This window comes from Bradyrhizobium sacchari (assembly GCF_002068095.1).
Classification (GTDB): domain Bacteria; phylum Pseudomonadota; class Alphaproteobacteria; order Rhizobiales; family Xanthobacteraceae; genus Bradyrhizobium; species Bradyrhizobium sacchari.
On the sequence record NZ_LWIG01000008.1, the window covers coordinates 68,931 to 88,781 of the forward strand.

Annotated in this window: 17 protein-coding genes; 7 read left to right on the forward strand and 10 right to left on the reverse strand. The window is 64.9% G+C overall.

Annotated elements, in window-relative coordinates; genetic code table 11:
- Positions 1-103 precede the first annotated feature (103 nt).
- From A5906_RS11505 to A5906_RS11530, 6 genes are all read left to right on the forward strand, one after another.
- Positions 104-493 (forward strand): hypothetical protein, encoded by a 390-nt coding sequence (locus tag A5906_RS11505; protein ID WP_245326683.1) that lies wholly within the window; start codon positions 104-106, stop codon positions 491-493.
- Between the two features lie 109 nt (positions 494-602).
- The gene (locus A5906_RS42505; protein ID WP_161495382.1) at positions 603-1,139 is read left to right on the forward strand and encodes a hypothetical protein; all 537 of its coding nucleotides are present in this window, start codon (positions 603-605) and stop codon (positions 1,137-1,139) included.
- A gap of 20 nt (positions 1,140-1,159) precedes the next feature.
- On the forward strand, positions 1,160-2,332 hold the full coding sequence (locus A5906_RS11515; RefSeq protein ID WP_080135335.1) for an efflux RND transporter periplasmic adaptor subunit: 1,173 nt from the start codon (positions 1,160-1,162) through the stop codon (positions 2,330-2,332).
- Positions 2,329-5,469 (forward strand): efflux RND transporter permease subunit, encoded by a 3,141-nt coding sequence (locus A5906_RS11520; protein WP_080135336.1) that lies wholly within the window; start codon positions 2,329-2,331, stop codon positions 5,467-5,469. The genes A5906_RS11515 and A5906_RS11520 overlap by 4 nt, the downstream gene beginning before the upstream one ends.
- Positions 5,456-5,872: a thioesterase family protein gene (locus A5906_RS11525; RefSeq protein ID WP_080135337.1), complete on the forward strand. Its 417-nt coding sequence runs from the start codon at positions 5,456-5,458 to the stop codon at positions 5,870-5,872. The genes A5906_RS11520 and A5906_RS11525 overlap by 14 nt, the downstream gene beginning before the upstream one ends.
- Before the next feature lie 219 nt (positions 5,873-6,091).
- Positions 6,092-7,468 (forward strand): sensor histidine kinase, encoded by a 1,377-nt coding sequence (locus tag A5906_RS11530; protein ID WP_245326684.1) that lies wholly within the window; start codon positions 6,092-6,094, stop codon positions 7,466-7,468.
- On the opposite strand, the gene A5906_RS11535 is transcribed toward A5906_RS11530, so the two are convergent.
- The gene (locus A5906_RS11535) at positions 7,415-9,706 is read right to left on the reverse strand and encodes an FdhF/YdeP family oxidoreductase (RefSeq protein WP_080135339.1); all 2,292 of its coding nucleotides are present in this window, start codon (positions 9,704-9,706) and stop codon (positions 7,415-7,417) included. The two genes, A5906_RS11530 and A5906_RS11535, sit on opposite strands and share 54 nt — an antisense overlap.
- Before the next feature lie 246 nt (positions 9,707-9,952).
- On the opposite strand from A5906_RS11535, the gene A5906_RS11540 reads away from it, so the two are divergent.
- Positions 9,953-11,200: an oxalate decarboxylase family bicupin gene (locus A5906_RS11540; RefSeq protein WP_080135340.1), complete on the forward strand. Its 1,248-nt coding sequence runs from the start codon at positions 9,953-9,955 to the stop codon at positions 11,198-11,200.
- Between the two features lie 87 nt (positions 11,201-11,287).
- Here the strand turns inward: A5906_RS11540 and cydB are convergent, their stop codons facing one another.
- The 9 genes from cydB to A5906_RS11585 all read right to left on the reverse strand — a co-directional run bounded on the left by cydB (position 11,288) and on the right by A5906_RS11585 (position 19,833).
- Complete coding sequence (cydB, locus tag A5906_RS11545) at positions 11,288-12,274, reverse strand: cytochrome d ubiquinol oxidase subunit II (RefSeq protein ID WP_080135341.1); 987 nt, start codon at positions 12,272-12,274, stop codon at positions 11,288-11,290.
- 2 nt (positions 12,275-12,276) lie between these two features.
- Positions 12,277-13,677, reverse strand: a complete 1,401-nt coding sequence (locus A5906_RS11550; protein WP_080135342.1) for a cytochrome ubiquinol oxidase subunit I — start codon at positions 13,675-13,677, stop codon at positions 12,277-12,279.
- A gap of 18 nt (positions 13,678-13,695) precedes the next feature.
- Positions 13,696-15,348, reverse strand: coding sequence for a malate dehydrogenase (quinone) (gene mqo, locus A5906_RS11555; RefSeq protein WP_283807683.1), 1,653 nt, complete (start codon positions 15,346-15,348; stop codon positions 13,696-13,698).
- Entirely contained in the window at positions 15,281-15,685 is a 405-nt protein-coding gene (locus A5906_RS11560) for a cupin domain-containing protein (protein WP_080135344.1), read from the reverse strand. Before A5906_RS11560 ends, mqo begins: the two co-directional genes overlap by 68 nt.
- The gene (locus A5906_RS11565; protein ID WP_080135345.1) at positions 15,682-16,107 is read right to left on the reverse strand and encodes a cupin domain-containing protein; all 426 of its coding nucleotides are present in this window, start codon (positions 16,105-16,107) and stop codon (positions 15,682-15,684) included. The genes A5906_RS11560 and A5906_RS11565 overlap by 4 nt, the downstream gene beginning before the upstream one ends.
- Positions 16,108-16,121: 14 nt before the next feature.
- Complete coding sequence (fumC, locus tag A5906_RS11570) at positions 16,122-17,558, reverse strand: class II fumarate hydratase (RefSeq protein ID WP_080135346.1); 1,437 nt, start codon at positions 17,556-17,558, stop codon at positions 16,122-16,124.
- A gap of 136 nt (positions 17,559-17,694) precedes the next feature.
- Positions 17,695-18,369, reverse strand: coding sequence for a YoaK family protein (locus A5906_RS11575; RefSeq protein ID WP_245326685.1), 675 nt, complete (start codon positions 18,367-18,369; stop codon positions 17,695-17,697).
- Between the two features lie 24 nt (positions 18,370-18,393).
- On the reverse strand, positions 18,394-19,230 hold the full coding sequence (gene fdhD / locus A5906_RS11580; protein ID WP_080135348.1) for a formate dehydrogenase accessory sulfurtransferase FdhD: 837 nt from the start codon (positions 19,228-19,230) through the stop codon (positions 18,394-18,396).
- 3 nt (positions 19,231-19,233) lie between these two features.
- On the reverse strand, positions 19,234-19,833 hold the full coding sequence (locus tag A5906_RS11585) for an HdeD family acid-resistance protein (RefSeq protein WP_080135513.1): 600 nt from the start codon (positions 19,831-19,833) through the stop codon (positions 19,234-19,236).
- Between the last annotated feature and the right edge of the window lie 18 nt (positions 19,834-19,851).

A 19,851-nucleotide genomic window follows, 5' to 3' on the forward strand; every position in this document is an offset into this window, starting at 1 on the left:
GCTCACGTCCGGTTTTCTCCGATGGCACGACCTTGTGCGCATGAAGAGCGGCCGGCGTTCGTAAGCGAAAGACGGTGCGTATCGGCTCTGCCATTCGAGACGGATGTTCAACACCGATGCGAGAAGATCGACAATGACATCGAATTCACTCATCCGGATTGCAGCTGCCACTATAATCTTCGTGGATGCGGCATCCCCGGTTCACGCAGCGTCTTGCGAAGCTTCGATCGGGCACGTCCAGGCGCAGCTGGACGCGGCCATCGAGAGGAATGCCGGCGCACATGGCTGGGGCCCGGAAAGCCTTGACGCGCTGCGCAGTCATCAACCCACGCCGCGATCGCTGGCGCAGGCGGAAGGCCCGAGCGGTGCGCATCTTCTTTTGGCGCTCGACGCCCTCGATCGCGCGCGGGCCGCGGGCCGTTCCAGCGACGTCGCCAGGTGCCGCCGGGAACTGTCCGAAGCAACGCTGCTGATTCGGAAGCAGCCGCAATGAGGGCATGCCTTTCGGTCGTGCGACCAGACAGTGGGACGTGCGTTCAGGGAATACCGGTTCGCCGGCCGCTCCCTATCGTCTCGCGCAAGTGAAAACTCCGGAGCAGCCCATGCGAGAACAGCTCTCATTGAACAGGTTCGGACGCCGCCGGTTAGCAGCGATGTATCTGGGCGCGGCACTCGCGATGGGCCTGACATGGCTCACTCCTGCGGCAGCCATTGCGCAAATGACGCCGCCGACGATGCCGCCGACGCAACCACCGACCGGCATGTCGGCGACTTCGCCGCTCAACATGGGTTCGACGCGGCCTGAAGGCATTCCGCTCGGCTCGACCGAAATTGCGACGCCGGGCGTGTCCCCGATCACGCCATCGCAAGGCATGACCAACTGCACCGCGTCGGGCAATACCGGATCATCGGGAGCCCTGTTCGACGGCGGCGGTCTGTCCGGAAGCTCCTCGCTAGCCTGCGCCAACGGCATGGCATCCCAGTCGACCTTGCCTCCCTCAACATCCACGGTCGGACGCGTCGGGATCCCGCTCGGCTCCACCGAGCTGGGCGGTGCCGGAATCAGTCCATCCGTGTCGGTGCCCGGCCCCACCTCCTTGGGCAGCACGGGCTCGATCGACGGCTCCGGCAATCCCTGAGATCAACGAGGACCATCAACGTGAAGCGCAACCTCACCATTGCACTCATTGCCGTCGCCGCGATCCTGATCTGCGGAGGTCTGTGGTTCTTCGGCAGCGATCGCAGGCCGGCGGTGGTGGCCGCGCCGGTGCCCACCGCCGTGCCGGTGGTCGCCGCCGCCGTCACCGGCAAGGATGTTCCGATCTACCTGCGCGGCATCGGCACGGTGATCGCCTACAACACCGACATCGTGCGCAGCCAGATTCAGGGACAGATCATCAAGATCGCTTTCACCGAGGGACAGACGGTCAAGACCGGCGATCTGCTCGCCCAGATCGATCCGCGCCCTTACGAGGCGCAGATCGAGCAGCTGACGGCCAATCGCGACAGGGACCAGGCTCAGCTTGCCAACGCCGAAGCCAATCTGTCCCGCTACAATCAGCTCGGCGACAAGGGCTATGCGACGCCGCAACTGATCGAGACGCAAACGGCGCAGGTGGCCCAGCTCAAGGCTGCCGTAAAGGCGGATCAGGCCCAGATCGACGAGGCCAATGTCCAGCTCAGCTACACGCGCCTGACATCGGCGATTCCCGGCATCACCGGCGTTCGCCAGATCGACGTCGGCAACGTGATTCATCCGACCGACCCCAACGGTCTCGTCGTCGTCACCCAGATCGAGCCGATCTCGCTGCTGTTCACCCTCCCCCAGACGGACCTGCCCGTGATCCAGCAGCACGCCGCAAAGGGAGAGCTGAAGGTCATCGCCTACAGCCAGGACAACAAGATCAAGCTCGACGAGGGCACGCTGCTGCTGGTCAACAACGAGATCGCGGGAACGACCGGTACCGTCCAGCTCAAGGCGGTGTTTCCGAACCATGAGCACCGGCTGTGGCCGGGCCAGCTGGTGAACGCCCGCCTGCTGCTCGAGATTCAGAAGAACGCGCTCACCGTCGCCGGCTCGGCCGTGCAGCAGGGGCCGAACGGCAGCTATGTCTACGTCGTTTCTCCCGACCAGACCGCGGCCCTGCGCTCCGTTCACGTCGCACAGATCAGCGACGGACAGGCCCTGATCGATCAGGGGCTGAAGTCGGGCGACGTCGTCGTGGTCGACGGCCAGTATCGGCTGAAGGAAGGCAGCCGCGTTCGCGAGCTCCACGGCAAGGCCGCGCAGGAAGCCGACCTGCAGAGCGCCGTGCAGGATGTGATCCCATGAACCTCTCGGCGCCCTTCATCCTGCGGCCGATCGCGACCGCCCTGCTGATGGCCGGCCTGTTGCTGCTCGGCCTTGCGGCCTATCCGCTGCTGCCGGTCGGGGCGCTGCCGAACGTCAATTACCCGACGATCCAGATCTCGGCGCAACTGCCCGGCGCAGATCCCGGCACCATCGCCTCGTCGGTCGCCACGCCGCTTGAGCAGCAGCTCAGCCAGATCCCCGGTGTCACCCAGCTCACCTCCTCCAGCGCGCTCGGCGTTGCCCAGCTCACGGTGCAGTTCGAGCTGTCGCGCACCGTGGACAGCGCGGCGGTCGACGTGCTCTCCGCGATCAATGCCGCCAGCCCGTTCCTGCCGCAGAACATCCCTTACCCGCCGACGATCAGGAAGGTGAATCCGGCGGAGACGCCGATCATGCTGATCGCGCTGACGTCGGACTCGCTGCCGCTGACCACGGTCGACGCCTATGCGGAAAACATCCTGCTGCCCAAGATTTCGCAGGTTCCCGGCGTCGGCCTCGTCGGCATCGGCGGCCAGCAGAAGCCCGCGATCCGCGTCCGCGTCAATCCGCAAGCGCTTGCCGCCCGCGGCATCGGCCTCGAAGACGTCCGCAACGTGATCGCCGGCGCCAATGTCGATCTGCCGAAGGGCACGCTCAACAGCCCGCGCGTCACCTATACGCTGAACACCAACGACCAGCTGCTGAAGCCTTCGGCCTACGAAGACCTCATCGTCGCCTATCGCAACGGCTCGCCGGTGCGTATCCGCGACGTCGGCAACGCGATCGAGGGGCCCGAAAACGACCTCCTGGCCGGCTGGTACGGCAAGGAACCCGCCGTCATCCTCGCCGTCCAGCGCGTGCCCGGCGCCAACGTCATCGAGACGGTCGACCGCATCAAGACGCTGCTGCCGCAGCTCCAGGCTTCCGTTCCGCCGGCGATCAAGGTGACGATCGCCGCCGATCGAACCGCCACGATCCGCGCCGCGGTCTCCGACGTTCAATTCACGCTGATGCTGACGGTCGCCCTGGTGGTGATGGTCATCTTCCTGTTCCTGCGGAATTTCTGGGCCACCATCATCCCGGCGATCACCGTCCCCCTGGCGCTGGTCGGCACCTTCGCGGTGCTCTACGTGCTGGGCTACAGCCTGGACAACCTCTCGCTGATGGCGCTGTCGATCGCGGTGGGCTTCGTCGTCGACGACGCCGTCGTCGTCATCGAGAACATCGTGCGACATCTCGAGCAGGGCATGACGCCGATGGAGGCCGCGCTCAAGGGCTCCAGCGAAATCGGCTTCACCATCGTCTCCATCACCCTGTCGCTGATCGCGGTGTTCATCCCGCTGTTCCTGATGGGCGGCTATGTCGGCAAGCTGTTCCAGGAATTTGCTGTCACGATCACCGCCTCGCTGCTGCTGTCGCTGGTCATCTCGCTCACCCTGACGCCGATGATGTGCGCACGCCTCCTGAAGGACGACTCGCGGAAAAAGCACGGCAAGCTCTACCTCGTCTTCGAACGTGGCTTCGATGCCCTGCTTTCGCTCTACGCGCGGGGCCTTCGTGTCGTGCTGCGCCATCGCTTCGCGACGCTGCTGGTGATGCTCTCGACCGTCGCGCTGACCGGCTACCTCTATGTGATCATCCCGAAGGGATTCTTCCCGCAGCAGGACACCGGACAGATTGTCGGCATCACCGAAGCCGCCCAGGACATCTCCTTCCCCGCGATGTCCGAACGCCAGCAGGCGATCGTCAACATCCTCTTGAAGGACCCGGCAATTCAATCAGTGGCAAGCTATATCGGACCCGGCGGCCCGACGGCGACGCTCAACCAGGGGCGCATCTTCATCGTCCTGAAGCCGAAGCCTGAACGCAAGGCCAGTGCGGACCAGATCATCAACCGCCTGAGCCCTCAGCTCGCCCACATCCAGGGCATCACGCTCTACATGCAGGCGGCGCAGGACATCACGATCGGAGCACGGCTGTCGAAGACGCAGTATCAGTACACACTGACGGATGCCGACTCCAATGAACTCAGCCACTGGGCGGGGATCTTCCTGGAGAAGCTCCGCGCCCTCGACGCCATCGCCGACGTCGCGAGCGATCAGGCCAATGCCGGTCCGCGGCTGGAGGTCACCGTCGATCGCGAAGTCGCCTCGAGCTTCGGCATCCTGCCTACGACGATCGACAACACGCTCGATGACGCCTTCGGCCAGCGCATCGTCTCCACCATGTTCACCTCGCTGAACCAGTACCATGTCGTGATGGAGGTCGATCCGCGCTTCCAGTACGGCCCTGAAGCGCTCAAGGACATCTACCTGAACTCGGCTACGGGTCAGCAGGTCCCGCTCAGCACGCTGGTTCACAGCGTGATCAAGCCCGCGCCGATCCTGATCAACCACCAGAGCCTGTTTCCGTCGGTGACGATCTCGTTCAACCTGAAGCCCGGCGTCGCGCTCGGCGATGCGGTGACGGCAATCCAGAAGATCGAGAAGGACACCGGCAAGCCCGCCTCGCTATCGACCTCGTTCCAGGGCAACGCCCAGGCCTTCCAGTCCTCCCTGCGAGGTACGCCTCTGCTGATCGGCGCTGCGCTGATCGTGATCTACATCATCCTCGGCGTGCTCTATGAGAGCCTGATCCACCCCATTACGATCCTGTCGACGCTGCCGTCGGCCGGCATCGGCGCGCTGCTGCTGTTGCTGGCGGTCCACATGGATCTCAGCGTCATCGCCATCATCGGCATCATCCTCCTGATCGGCATCGTCAAGAAGAACGGCATTATGCTGGTCGACTTCGCCCTCGAGGTGGAGCGAACGCACGGGCTCAGCCCCGAAGAGGCGATCTACCAGGCCTGCACGCTGCGCTTCCGGCCGATCCTGATGACCACGATGGCGGCGCTGCTCGGTGGCGTGCCGTTGATGATCGGCTCCGGCGCCGGCGCGGAGCTGCGCCAGCCGCTCGGCTATACGATCGTCGGCGGCCTGATGCTGTCGCAGGTCCTGACGCTCTACACCACGCCCGTCGTCTATCTCTATCTCGATCGGCTCGGCAATTGGCTCTCCGGACGCAAGCCGCGGGCCGAGACATCCACCCCACCCACGACCGAGGCAGAGACGGGAATGAGCCATGAATCCGCTTGAGAAGGTGACCCTCGGCATGACGGCAGAGACGCTGGTGACCGTCACGGGCGAGATGACGGTCGGCCATGTGGTGCCGGGCATGCCCGCGGTCTACGGCACGCCGATGATGATCCTGCACATGGAGATGGCTGCCGGATCGGCGGTGCAGCCCTTCCTGCCCGCAGGCCACGTCAGCGTCGGCATGATGGTCAACATCCGCCACCTCGCGGCAACACCGGTCGGCCGCACGGTGCGCGCGGTCGCGCGGGTCGTCGGGGTCGAGCCCAGGAGCATCCTGTTCGAGGTCGAGGCCTGGGACGGAGACCGCAAGATCGGCGACGGCACCCACCGCCGTGGCGTCGTCGATGTCGCCGAGTTCGAACGCCGATTCGGCGTCACGAAAGCTGTCGCGGCGATGGCCTAGGGTCGCGGACAGCAGGCCCGAGCGCGGTTTCGTGCATTCTGGCAAAGAGCCTGCGAAAACACAAAAGACCGGCCTTCGGCGACGCGGTAGGTTTTCCATATGACGCTCGAACGCCTGGATGGCTCTACCCCCCTACAGCCCCAGCGATGGTGGTGCCGTGTGCTGCCGATCCAGACGATACAGGATCGGATACTGCTGTGGGCTTGGGGTAGCCTTGTTTTGACCCTGCTCTCCTTCGCCTGCTCACTGCTTGGCGACAATTTCACGGTGATCGCTTTCGCCGCGTTTCTGGCCGCTTCGCTGACGCTCGTCGGCGCCATCATGGATATCACGGCCCTGAAGAAGGCCCACACCGAGCTGGAACGGAGCGAGCTGCGCTACCGCCATCTGTTCAGCCGGATGCCGATCGCGTTCCGGCAGCTCGACGCCAGCAGGCTCGTCATGCTTTTTCGAAAGTTGCGCGCCGAAGGCGTCAAGGACCTCGGCGCCTATTTCGACAGCCATCCCGAGTTCCTTCGGACCTGCATGGATGCGCTCTCGTTTCAGGAGGCCAACGAACGGGCCATCCAGATGTTCGGGGGAGGCACTGAGGGCTATATCGGCCGTTCCATGGCCGAAAGCTGGAAAGAACGGCCCGATACGTTCCGGCGCGCGATGGAATCCCGCTATCGCGGCGAGACGAACTTCGAGGAAGAGACCAGGATGGTGACGTGGGACGGCCGCGTCGTCGACGTTCTCTTCACGACCGCCCGCGTCGGCCCTATCAACGATCTCGAAGTCAGCCTGGTCGGCACCATCGACATCTCACAGCGCGTTCGCGCCCAGCAGAAGCTGCAACAGGTGCAGGCCGAGTTCGCGCATGCCGCCAGGGTCTCGATGCTCGGCGAGCTCACCGCCTCGATCGCGCACGAGGTCAATCAGCCCCTCGCCGCCATCGCCACCAACGGTGCCGCCGGGCTGCGCTGGCTGAACCGGCCGGTGCCCGACATCGGCGAGATCCGCAAGGCCATCGAGAACATCGTCGTGGATACCAAGCGCGCCGCGAACATCGTGGCCCGGGTTCACGCCATGGCCGCGCGGAAGGTTCCCGAGCAGGCCTGCCTGTCGTTTGACGAGATCATTCGCGAAGCACTTCTCTTCCTGCGGCACGAGATGGAATCGCGCAGCGTAACGATCCTGCACCAGCCTGATGCGGCCACGCCACTGGTGCTCGGCGACCGCACCCAGCTCCAGCAGGTGATCGTCAATCTCGCCATCAACGCAGTGCAGGCGATGATACAAGCCGGATGCGACGATCGCAGGATCGTCATCAGCACGGTCGCGCAGGACGGGACGACGCTGTGCTGCTCCGTGGAGGACAACGGTCCCGGCATCGCCGCCGAACATGCCGGCCGGCTGTTTGAGAGCTTCTTCACGACCAAGGAGAGCGGCATGGGCATGGGGCTGCCGATTTGCCGGTCGATCGTCGAAGCCCATGGAGGGCGGATCGGCGCCGAGCGCAGCACCGCGCATGGCGGTGCTCGTTTCTGGTTCACGCTGCCGCTATTCTCCGGTACCGCTCGAACGCAGCAGACGGATCGGGACGCCCTTGTATGACGGCGTGAAGCTGAGGGGGTCGCGGGCATAGAGCGGGACCAGGGGATTGGTCTCCGGATAGTACGCCGCGCAGCAGCCGGTCGGGAAGGAATAGGCCACGACGCGAAAATTTCGCACGATCCGCTCGGCCCCGTCGGTCGAGGCGGTGACCAGGTCGACCCGATCGCCGTCGGCCAATCCCCGCTTCTTCAGCTCGTACTCGTTGAGGAAGACCACATCGCGCTGGCCGAACACGCCGCGGTAGCGGTCGGACATCGAGTAGAGCGTGGTGTTGTACTGGTCGTGGCTGCGGATGGTGGTGAGCCACAGGAAATCGTCATCGCTCTGCGACGGGTCCTCGCCGCATCCCGGGAAGACCAGGAAGTTGGCCTTGCCCGACGGCGTCGCCCAGATACGTTCGCGCGCCGTCGAGGTGAGATGGAAGCCGCCGGGAACTCGGATGCGGGCGTTATAGCCCTGGAAGATCGGGAATACCGCTTCGATCGCATCGCGGATGCGGTCGTAATCGGCAACGAAGCCGTCCCAGTCGACCACTGTGCGCTCGCCTAGCGTCGCCTTGGCGACGCCGGCAATGATCGCGACCTCGCTGAGGAGATGCTCCGATGCCGGCTTGTTGCGACCGCCGGACGCATGCACCATCGACATCGAGTCTTCCACCGTGATCGACTGCGGCCCCGATGCCTGGATATCGATCTCGGTGCGTCCGAGGCACGGCAGGATCAGAGCGGCACGGCCATGGATCAGGTGGCTGCGGTTGAGCTTGGTCGAGACATGGACGGTGAGATCGAGCTTGCCGAGCGCCGCCTGCGTCGCCTGCCAGTCCGGAATCGCCGCGGCGAAATTGCCGCCCATCGCGAAGAAGGCCTTCACCTCGCCGCGGATCATGGCTTCGAGGGCGGTGACCACATTGTGTCCCGGCGCGGCCGGCGGCTTGAAGCCGAAGCGTTGCTTCAGGCGCTCGAGGAAGTCCGCATTGGGAATTTCCGTGATCCCCACGGTGCGATCGCCCTGCACGTTGGAATGACCGCGAACCGGGCAGACGCCGGCGCCCTCGCGCCCGACATTGCCGCGCAACAGCGCCAGGTTGGCGATCTGCTGGACGTTGTTCGCGCCGCGCCAGTGCTGGGTGATGCCCATGCCGTAGACGAGGATGGCGCGCTCGGACTTCATATAGGCGCCGGCCGCATATTCCATGTCCTCGCGCGTCAGGCCGGACTGGCGCTCGATGTCGGGCCATTGCGTGCGCTTGAGATCGTCGATCAGCGCCTCGACGCCGACGGTGTGACCGCGGATGAAATCCCAGTCCAGGATCTCCGGCTGCTCGGCGGCCCTGGCCGCCTCGTCCGTCTCGACCAAAACCTTCATGATCCCCTTGAGGACGGCGACGTCGCCGCCGACCCGCACCTGGAAGAGCTTCGAGCTGATCGTCGTCGATGACAGCGTGATCATCTCGACCGGGCTCTGCGGCGCCTGGAAACGCTCCAGCGCCCGTTCGCGGAACGGGTTGAAGGAAATGATGGACGCGCCGCGGCGCGCCGCGTTGCGCAGGCTCGTCATCATCCGCGGGCTGTTGGTGCCCGGATTCTGGCCGAAGATGAAGATGCAGTCGGCCTTGTCGAAATCCTCCAGCAGCACCGTGCCCTTGCCGACGCCGAGCGAGTGCGGCAGTCCGACGCTGGTGGCCTCGTGGCACATGTTCGAGCAGTCGGGGAAATTATTGGTGCCGTATTCACGCACGAAAAGCTGATAGAGGAAGGCGGCCTCGTTCGAGGTCCGCCCCGACGTGTAGAATTCCGCCATGTTCGGATCCGGCAGTGCCTTGAGCTCGCGGCCGATCATGTCGAATGCATCGCTCCACTCCACCGGCAGATAGCGGTCGGATGCGGAATCGTAGGCCATCGGATGGGTGAGCCGCCCGACCATTTCGAGATCGTAGTCGCTCCAGCTCGCGAGCTCCGTGACGGTATGCTCGGCGAAGAATTCGGGCGTGCAGCGCTTCGACGTGGCCTCCCAGGCGATCGCCTTGCCGCCGTTCTCGCAGAATTCGAACGACGAGGTGTGTTTCGGGTCGGGCCAGGCGCAGCCGGGACAATCGAAACCCTCCGGCTGGTTCATCCGGCGGAGCGTCGCCGCGCCCTTCAGCGGTACCCGCTGCACCAGAAGCGCCTCGCTGAGGGCCTTCAGCGCGCCCCAGCCGCCGGCGGGTTCACGGTAGGGACGAATCGATTTCGTGGTCATTTCGATGTCTCTCGATATGGCATTTCTCCGGGCAGTTAAGGAGCACGCAGGCAGAGCCGTCTTCTCAAAATGAACACAATTTCTCAATTGCACACGCTCGGCGCCGGCTGCCCTGCCGCACCAGCCAGTGCATTCCGGCAAAAAGAGCACCGATCCCGGAAGCTGAAACCACAGGCGGAAACTACGCTTGGCGGTTGGAGCCCCATCGCGACGGAGGGCTTTCGACGATTTCAGGAGCGACCCAAGATGTTTTCAAGACGTGATCTGCTGGCCATGTCCGCGGCAGGCGCCGCCATGGTCGGCTCCAGCGCGCAGGCCGCAACCTTCGGCAATCCCGATGAGCCGCCACAGGGCGCCATCAACGCCAAGAGTCCCGGGAGCCTGACCGATCCCGGTCCGCAAAATCCCGAACTGGCCAGGCAATTCCCTTCGGCACAAACGCCGCCGGCGACGGACGTTGGCGGCCTACCGATGGATTGGGCCTCGTTCAACAATGCGCCGCGACGCATCCAGAACGGCGGCTGGGCCCGTCAGGTCACCGTCGAGGACTTCGCCATCTCCAAGGAAATCTCCGGCGTCAACATGCGCCTGGCCGCCGGCGGCATCCGCGAGCTGCATTGGCATCAGGCCGCCGAATGGGCGATCATGACCTACGGCAGCTGCCGCATCACCGTGCTGGACACGCAGGGGCGCCCTTATATCGGCGATCTCAAGGCCGGCGACCTCTGGTATTTTCCGCCGGGCGCGCCGCATTCGCTGCAGGGCCTGGGGCCCGACGGCTGCGAGTTCGTGATCTGCTTCGACGACGGCCACGCCAATGAGTTCAACACCCTGCTGGTGACGGACTGGCTCGCCCATACGCCGCCCGAAGTGCTGGCAAAGAACTTCGGCGTGTCGGCCGAGGCCTTCGCAAACATTCCGCTGCACAATCGCTGGATTTTCCAGGGCACCGTGCCCGGCGATCTCGCCGCCGATCGCGCCGCAGTCGCAAGGCAAGCCGAAGCACCGCCCTATCCCTTCATCCACGCGCTCGGCAGCTCAGCTCCGGTCAAGGAGAGTTCCGCCGGCAGCATCCGCGTCGCCGACAGCAGCAACTTCAAGGTCGCGACCACTGTCGCCGCTGCGCTGGTGACGATGCCGCCGGGCGCCGTGCGCGAGATGCACTGGCATCCGAACGCCGACGAGTGGCAGTACTACATCAAGGGCAAGGCGCGGATGACGGTGTTCGACACCGGCCCCAACGCGCTGACGACGGATTTCTCGGCCGGCGACATCGGCTATGTCCGGCGCAATCTCGGCCATTATGTCGAGAATGTCGGCGACACCGAGCTGCAGTTCGTCGGCGTGTTCCGTGCGCCGCGCTACGAGGAGGTCTCGCTCTCCAACTGGCTGACGCACACGCCGCCCAAGCTGGTGGCCCAGCACTTCAACATCGACGAGAAGCTGGTCGCGCAATGGCCGGACAACAGCCCGGGTGTCATGCCCAAATCCTGACTCCTGCTGAGCGGGGAAAAGTGTTCCGAACGAGAAAGGCGCCGCAACCGGCGCCTTTCCTTTGTTCGCGGTTCGAGCCTGTCGCCGTCAGTAGTGATCCGCTGCCGCAGCCGTCTTGCCGCGGAAGACGCGATAGCCCACCGCGACATAGAGCAGCATCAGCGGGAACACGAACAGGCCCGCCCCCCAGAACATGAAAGCGAGACTCGCATGAGGCGCGGCCGCCTCCTCGATCGTGACTATGAACGGGATCATGTAGGGCCAGAACGACAGGGCTAGCGTGCCGAAGGCCGACACAAAGATCAGCGCCACCATGTGGAACGGCCAATAATCGTCGTGGCGCAGGATGCTGGTGGCGAGCACAGCGGCGGCGCCGGCGCCGATGAGGGGAAACACCAACAAATAGGGCCGCTCGATCCATCGGCGCAGGATCGGCAGATGCTCGATAAGAGCATGCGTGAAGACGACGACGAGGAAGGCCAGCACGGCAACCGCGAGCAGCGGGATGTGACGCCGGGAGGCGTCGCGGACCGGGCCCTCGCACTTCCTCACCAGCCAGCAGGCGCCGAGCAGCGCGTAGCCGAAGCACAGGCCGATCCCGCACAGGACCGAAAAGGCCGTCAGCCAGCCGAAGGTGCCGCCGACATATTCGCCGTTGGAGAATTGCAGTCCCTCGACGAGCGCTCCGACCATGGCGCCCTGCATGAAGCTTGCGGCAAACGATCCCATGGTGAAGCTGACATCCCAGATCCGGCGCGAGCGCGAGGCCTTGCCACGAAATTCGAACGCGACGCCGCGCAGGATCAATCCCAGCAGCATGACCACGACCGGGATGTAGAAGGCGGGCATCAGCATGGCATAGACCGCGGGAAACGCACCCCACATGATCACGCCGGCGACGACCAGCCAGGTCTCGTTGCCATCCCAGACCGGAGCGATCGTGCGCAGCATCTCCTCGCGCCTCGCCTCGCCATCGGCGAGGCTGAACAGCATGCCGACGCCGAGGTCGAACCCGTCCAGGAGAAGATAGATCAGAACGCTGATGGCCAGCAGCGCAACCCAGAACATCACCATGTCTATTCTCCCGCTTCGACGATTGCCGGCATTTTGTCGGCGAGCGACATCGGCCGATTGGGGACGGGCACGTGCAGGGGCTTGCCGACCAGCCCCGCCGGGCCGGCGCGCAGCAGCCGGTAGATGTAGTAAGTTCCGAACGAGAAGATGAACGCATAGACCGCGACGAACAGGATCAGTGAAGCCGTCGCGGCAGCCGCGGTAAGGGACGGCGTCACGGCATCGGCGGTCCGCAATACGCCGTAGACCGTCCATGGCTGGCGGCCGACCTCCGCGGTGTACCATCCCGTGAGGATCGCGATCCACGGCAGCGGGAAGCTGAGGAAGATGCCCCACAGCAGCAGACGGCTGCGCTCGAGCCGTTGCTTGAGGCCGAGCCAGCTTCCGAGCCAGGCCAGCCCCACCATCACGAAGCCGCAGCCGACCATGATGCGGAAGGCGAAGAACGGGATCGCCACCGGCGGACGGTCCTGTGGCGCGAAGCTGCTCAGCCCGACCTCCTTCGACGTCAGGCTCATGCTGCCGATGATGCTGCCGAGCACGGGGATCGAGATCGCGTATTTGTTCGACCCGGTGCTCGAATCCGGAATTGCGATCAGCACCTCCGAGGCCGGTTGCTCGTCATGCCAGCGCGCCTCGATCGCGGCGAACTTGGCCGGCTGATAGTCGTGAACGTAGTCGCCGACGAGATGTCCGATGAAGAGTTGCACCGGAAGCAACACTGCCGCGAGCGCGAGGCCCATCCGCAGCATCACACGCGCCTCGGCACGATAGGCCCGCCGCAGCAGATACCACGCGCCGGTCGCCGCCACGCAGAACGCGCCGGTGAGATAAGAGGCGAGCAGCATGTGCGGAAAGCGGACCCAGACCACCCGGTTGAAGATGATCTGCGCCCAATCATCAGGCACGAACTGGCCGTTCTCCAGCACGTAGCCGGTCGGCACTTGCATCCAGCTGTTGTTGACCATGATCCAGAACGCCGAAAGCGTCGTTCCGAGCGCGACCATCGCGGTGGAGAACAGGTAGAACCATGGCGGCACCCGGGGCCGGCCGAAGATGAGGATGCCGAAGAAGCCCGCCTCCAGCATGAAGGCGGTGAATGTCTCGTAAGAGAGAAGCGGCCCCTGGATCGGCCCCGACATCTTCGAGAGCACGCTCCAGTTCGTTCCGAACTGGAACGCCATCACCACGCCCGACACTACGCCCATGCCGAAAGCGACGCCGAAGATCTTGAGCCAGAACTCGAACAGGGTCCGGTAGACCGGCTTGCCGCTGTACTGGTGCATCGCTTCCAGCACAGCGAGCCAGGCGGCAAGCCCGATCGTGAACGCCGGGAAGATGATGTGGAACGAGATGGTGAAGGCGAATTGCAGCCGCGAGAGGAGAAGCGCCGTCGGATCCATGGCAAGCCCCCTCTCTGCTCACGCTCGTTGGGCGACCGCCGGCGCGCGTGCCGCCGGTTGCGGGATGTTGTCGACCTTGAGCACCTCGGCCGTCGCGGCGCGGATCTGGCGGCAAAAATCCGCATCCTCGATCAGCGACACGCCGTAGGACGGGATGATCTGCTTCAGCTTCGGCAGCCAGGCACTCGCCGTCAGCTCGCCGGCGAAACACTTCTCCAGCACGCTGATGGCGATAAACGCCGCGGTGGAGGCGCCCGGCGAGGCGCCGAGAAGGGCGACCAGCGAATGATCGTCGGCGCCAACGAGCTCGGTCCCGAACTCGAGCAGTCCGCCGCGCTTGACGTCGGGCTTGATGATCTGGACGCGCTGGCCGGCGACCTGCAGCCGCCAGTCCTTCGGATCGGCCCTCGGGAAATATTCGTCGAGCGCCGCAAGGCGGTGACTCTCGGACTGCAGCACCTGCCCGACCAGATACTCGGTGAGACCGAAATTGTCGCGCGCCACCGAAAGCAGCGGCTTGACGTTGCCGGGACGGATGGATTCGAAGAGATCGAGCAGCGAGCCGTGCTTCAGGAACTTGCTCGAGAAGCCGGCATAGGGGCCGAACAGCAGCGAGCGCTGGCCGCCGATCACGCGGGTGTCGAGATGCGGCACCGACATCGGCGGGGAGCCGACCGCGGCCTTGCCGTAAACCTTGGCATGGTGGCGCTTGTTGATCTCCGGATCGTCGCAGCGCAGCCAGATCCCGCTAACCGGGAAACCGCCATAGCCGCGCCCCTCCGGGATGCCGGACTTTTCGAGCAGCGGCAGCGCACCGCCGCCGGCGCCGATGAAGACGAATTTCGCGCGCACCAATCGCGCCTCGCCGCTGTCCGTATCCCGCACCTCGATGCGCCAGCGGCCGTCCTGCTCGCGGACGAGATCGGTGACGCAGCTCTTGTAGTGCGCGGCGCAGCCCGGCTGGCCGACGAGATGACGGACCAGGAGATGGGTCAGCGAACCGTAATCGACGTCGGTTCCCGTGATGATACGCGTGGCCGCCACGGGATCGCCGCCCGTGCGGCCCTCCATCACCAACGGTGCCCACTCGCCGATCTGGGCCGGATCCTCGCTGTATTCCATGCCCTCATAGCAATGATGGGCAGCCATCGCCTTGAACCTCTTCCTGAGGAAGGCAACATTGTCGAGGCCGTGCACGAAGCTCATATGCGGCACGGGATGAATGAAGGATCTGGGATCGGCGATCGCGCCGCGCGCGACGAGGTATGACCAGAACTGCCGCGACAGGTCGAACTCGACATTGACCTCAAGCGCCTTCGAGATATCGACGCTGCCGTCGGGCCGTTGCGGCGTGTAGTTCATCTCGCAATTGGCCGCATGACCGGTGCCGGCGTTGTTCCACGCATCCGAGCTTTCGAGCGCGCAATCCTCGAGGACCTCGAGCATCTGGATCGTGAGCGAGGGCTCGAGCTCCTTGAGAAGCACACCGAGGGTGGAGCTCATGATGCCCGCGCCGATGAGGACGACGTCGGATTCGGAAGTTCCTTGCATGGCAGTTCTCTTTGTTCGATTGGGATTCGACGATGTGGTCTGGATGGCTCGATCAGGCTCGCGTCGGCTGGCGTGCCTTGGCGCGGTACGGCACCTCGGCCCCCGGCCGCAGCACCACATAGGCGCGGCGCCAGGACGAATCGTCCGTCAGTTTCCAGCTGTGCCCGGAGCCCGCGGTGTCTTCCGCCAGCAGGACGTTGCCGGGACGAATCAGGAAGTGGTTGCCGTCGCGCGTCTGGAAATCGAGCGTTCCGCTGAGTGTGATCACGAGTTGCCGCACCGGCGCGGTGTGCCAGGAGAAAGCGCCACCCGACTCGGTCTCCTGGAAGGAGACACTGACGGCATCGATCTTCCCGGTGAGGAAATCACCGCGCTGACCAGGCTCCAGCTCGATGACGCCTTCCTCGAAATGCGAATTGTTATCCTCTCCGGTCCATAGTCGCACGCAGCGGATCATTGTGTCCCTCCTTGCAAGATTGCAGCTCGGACCGCACGGTTCTGTGCGGGTCGGAACGGCACCTCGACGTCCGGCGCAAGAACCGTGTAGATGCGCCGCCACGGCGCGTCGTCCGTCATGGTCCAGTTGTGACCCGTCCCGCCGGTGTCCTCGGTGAACAGAACATCGCCCGGGCGCAGCACGAAGCTTCCGTCCGCCGTCTCGAACCGCAGCGTCCCGCTCAGGGACATCACGAGCTGGCGTGCGGCATCCGGATGCCATCCGAGCTCGGGATCGGCGTCTGTTTCGTGGAAGGAGGCGGCATCGACCCGGAGCTTCGCGCTGAGCGCATCTCCCCTCGCACCGCGCGAGAGATCGACGACACCCTCCTGGAAGTGCGATTTGCCATCCGCACCCGTCCACAGCTTGATGCACCGGATCATGGTGCTTGCTCCCTTCAGCCGGCTTTCGCGTCGATTGCGAGCGGCACCTTGATCTCGGCCACATAGGGTTTCACCATCTTGGCGGGATCCACGATGCGGTCGAACTCCGGCTCGGTCACGAAACCGAGCTTCAGCGCCGCCGACTTCAGCGTGAGGTCGTTGTCCATCGCGTAATGCGCGATCCGCGACGCCTTGTCGTAGCCGATCACCGGCGCCAGCGCGGTCACCAGCATCAACGACCGCTCGACATACTCCTGGATCTTCTTGTGGTTCGGCCTGGTGCCTTCGACCAGGAAGGTGCGGAAGTTCGTACAGCCGTCGCTGAGGATGGTCACGGACTGCGCGATGTTGTGGATGATCAGCGGCTTGTAGACGTTCATTTCGAGATAGCCGCCGGCGCCGCCGAACCCTACCGCGACGTCGTTCGCCATCACCTGCACGGCGATCATCGTCAGCGCTTCCGCCTGCGTCGGGTTGACCTTGCCCGGCATGATCGACGAACCGGGCTCGTTCTCCGGGATCAGCAATTCGGCAAAGCCCGCGCGCGGGCCGCAGGACATCAGGCGGATGTCGTTCGCGATCTTGTAGAGCGATCCGGCGAGTGTCCGCAGCGTGCCGGACAGCTGCACCAGCGCATCATGCGCACCCTGCACGGCGAACTTGTTGGGCGCGCTGACGAAGGGCAGGCCCGTCAACCGCGCGATCTCGGCCGCGACAGCCTCCGCGAAGCCGGGCGCCGCGTTGATCCCGGTGCCGACGGCCGTGCCGCCGAGCGCGAGCCGGAAGACTCCCTTGAGCGCATCGCCGATGCGCGTCAGATCATCGGCAAGCATGCCGGCGTAACCCGACCATTCCTGCCCGAGCGTCAGCGGAGTTGCATCCTGCATGTGGGTCCGGCCGATCTTGACGATGCCGTCCCACTGGCTCGCCTTCGTTGCGATTGCGTCATGCAGGGCTTCGACCGCGGGAACGAGGCGTTCCGTCACGTTCAGCGCGGCTGCGATGTACATGGCGGAGGGGAAGCTGTCGTTCGACGATTGCGACATGTTGACGTGATCGTTCGGGTGAACCGGCAGCTTGCTGCCGAGCGCGGTGCCCGCGAGCTGGCAACACCGGTTCGAGATCACCTCGTTCACGTTCATGTTGAATTGCGTTCCGCTACCCGTCATCCAGACGTGAAGGGGGAACATGTCGCGATGCTGGCCCGCGAGAATCTCGTCGCAGACCTGGACGATCAGCTTGTGGACCTTGCCGTCGAGACGACCGCCGGCGTAATTGGCGTTCGCGGCCGCCTTCTTCAGGATCGCGTAGGACTGGATCATTTCGCGCGGCATCAGGTCCCTGCCGATGCTGAAATGCTCGAGCGAGCGCTGCGTCTGCGCGCCCCAGAGCTTGTCCGCGGGGACGCTCACTTCACCCAGGCTGTCGGTCTCTTTGCGGAGGTCGTTCATCGTTGGCCTCTCGTGGCAGTTGATCCGGAGGCGCCGTTCCGGCACGTGCTGGAAATCATACGTCGCGCGCGGCGCACCTGCTTCCGCGAACGAACGTCCCTTTGCCGAATGGCATGCTCCGACGGCGCATGTCCTCTCAGCCGATGTCGCGCCAGCCACGGTTCCGTTGGCACAACAGGAGCGCGCATGTCGACAATGCGATCGGTACGGCAAGACTGGCCGCATCGAGCCGCTTCGTCGCATAGCCACCGACCGCCGCTCCGAACAGGAACATCAGGCAGAGCACGAGCATGGCCCCGGCGCCATGTGGGACCTCGCGATCGGATCGCGACATGAACTGTTCGATGGCGCGCAGCATGTTGCCGGTGACGGTGACCGAGAGATAGCTCCAGCGCTCGACACGCCTGAAGCTCGCCGATTGCAGCGCGACGCCGAAGGAGACTCCGAGGATGGCGACCGGATCAGGGATTCGGTGCAGGAACAGCATCACGGCGGCGAGGCAGACGATCTCCGCAACGAGGCAGCGCAGAGGCGCCTGGATGCGGATCGCAATCGATGCGCCGAGAAGGAAGACGACAATTGGAAGAAGATGGTGGGCCGCCTGCCGCCACTGCCCCGACAGGGCGTCGATGCCGAGGAAGACGACATTGCCGGTCTGGGAACTGGCGAACACACCGCCGAGCGAAAGCCAGGTGAAAGCATCGAGGAAGCCGCCCGACATGGTCAGCAGGGAGGCAACCAGAAGCGACCGTTCCGGCGCATAGACCTCGACGAGGGGCTCGGCTGCCGCCTCCGGAGATGCTGCCTGCATCGCCATCTTGGTCGGCCCGCAGTGTCAACACCCCGGGCGCGGCGCGGCCTCGTCGGGCAGCAGAACGCGTCGCGGGTGCGTGAAGACGCCGTATCCGTCGTCGCGGGCAATCGCCAGGAGCGTGATGCCCGCCTCCTTCGCGGTCTGGATCGCAAGCGCGGTCGGAGCGGACACGGCCACGACGACCGGCACACCGATCATCGCCGCCTTCTGCACCATCTCGACCGAGACGCGGCTCGTCAGCAGCACGGCCCCATCGCAGGCCGACCCGCCGTCGGGCATGATCGCACCCGCAAGCTTGTCCAGCGCATTGTGGCGGCCGACATCCTCCCTGACCGGACCGATGCCGCTGCGAGGACTCCAGAAGGCCGCCGCGTGAACGGATCGCGTGTGCTGATTCAATGTCTGAAGGGGGGACAGCGCCTGCATCGCGTTCAACAGGTCCCGTGCAGGAAAGGCAACGCCGCGGCCTTCCACCCGCGTGGGCGTCCGGCGCGCCTGTTCGAGGCTTTCGATGCCGCACAGCCCGCAGCCGACCGGTCCGCTGATGGCGCGGCGGCGGGCGGCCAGGGCCTCCGCGCGGTCACCATCGAGCCACATCCGTACCTCGATGCCGAGCTCGTTCGGGATCAGATCGATGCTCCTGATCTCGCTTCGCCGCTCGACGATGGCTTCCGTGAGGCTGAAGCCGATGCCGAAATCCTCGAGATCCGCCGGCGTCCCCATCATCACGGCATGGGTCGAGCCGTTATAGGTGAGCGCGATGGCCGTCTCCTCGGCGACCAGACGCGAGGTCGACCGAGCCTGACCGCCGCGCCAGGCGATCTCCCAATGCCGCGTGAATGTCGCCCCCGTCATCATGGCTCACACCGTCGCCGGCCGGGCCGAGTGGCGGGACACCCGGCTTCTGAGCGCGAGCCCGAATGCAATGAAGCCCCAGCCCTGGAAGATCAGATCGACGACCAGCATCGCGCCCAGCAGCCACAGGCCGATCGCCGGCCAGGACGCGACCAGCAGGACGCCAATGCAGAATGTCAGAACGCCAGCGGCGGCGATCCAGCGCCAGCCGGCAGCCGGCCGCATGTGAAAGCCTGCCCAGATCCGGATCACACCGGCGACGACCAGGAACGCGCATACGGCGAGCGACAGCGTGAACGAGGCCAGCACCGGATCGCACAGGATGATGATTCCGGCCGCGCCGTAGACGACGCCCGCGAGCAGCCAGAACAGGAATCCCCGCGCGCCGCGCACCGACAAGGCATGGACGATCTGGAAGATCCCTGCAGCGGCCATAGTGGCGCCAATGACCAGCACGGAAGCGAGGCTGGCTGCCATCAGATTTGCGGAGGCGATGCCACCGAGGATCAATTCGCCTGCGCCCAGCGCAACGAACCAGCCCCATTTTCCGCTGATCGCGTGGATGGCTCTCCCGAGCGACGCCTTCGAGTGCGACATATCCGTCATGGCTTGACCCTTGCGCGT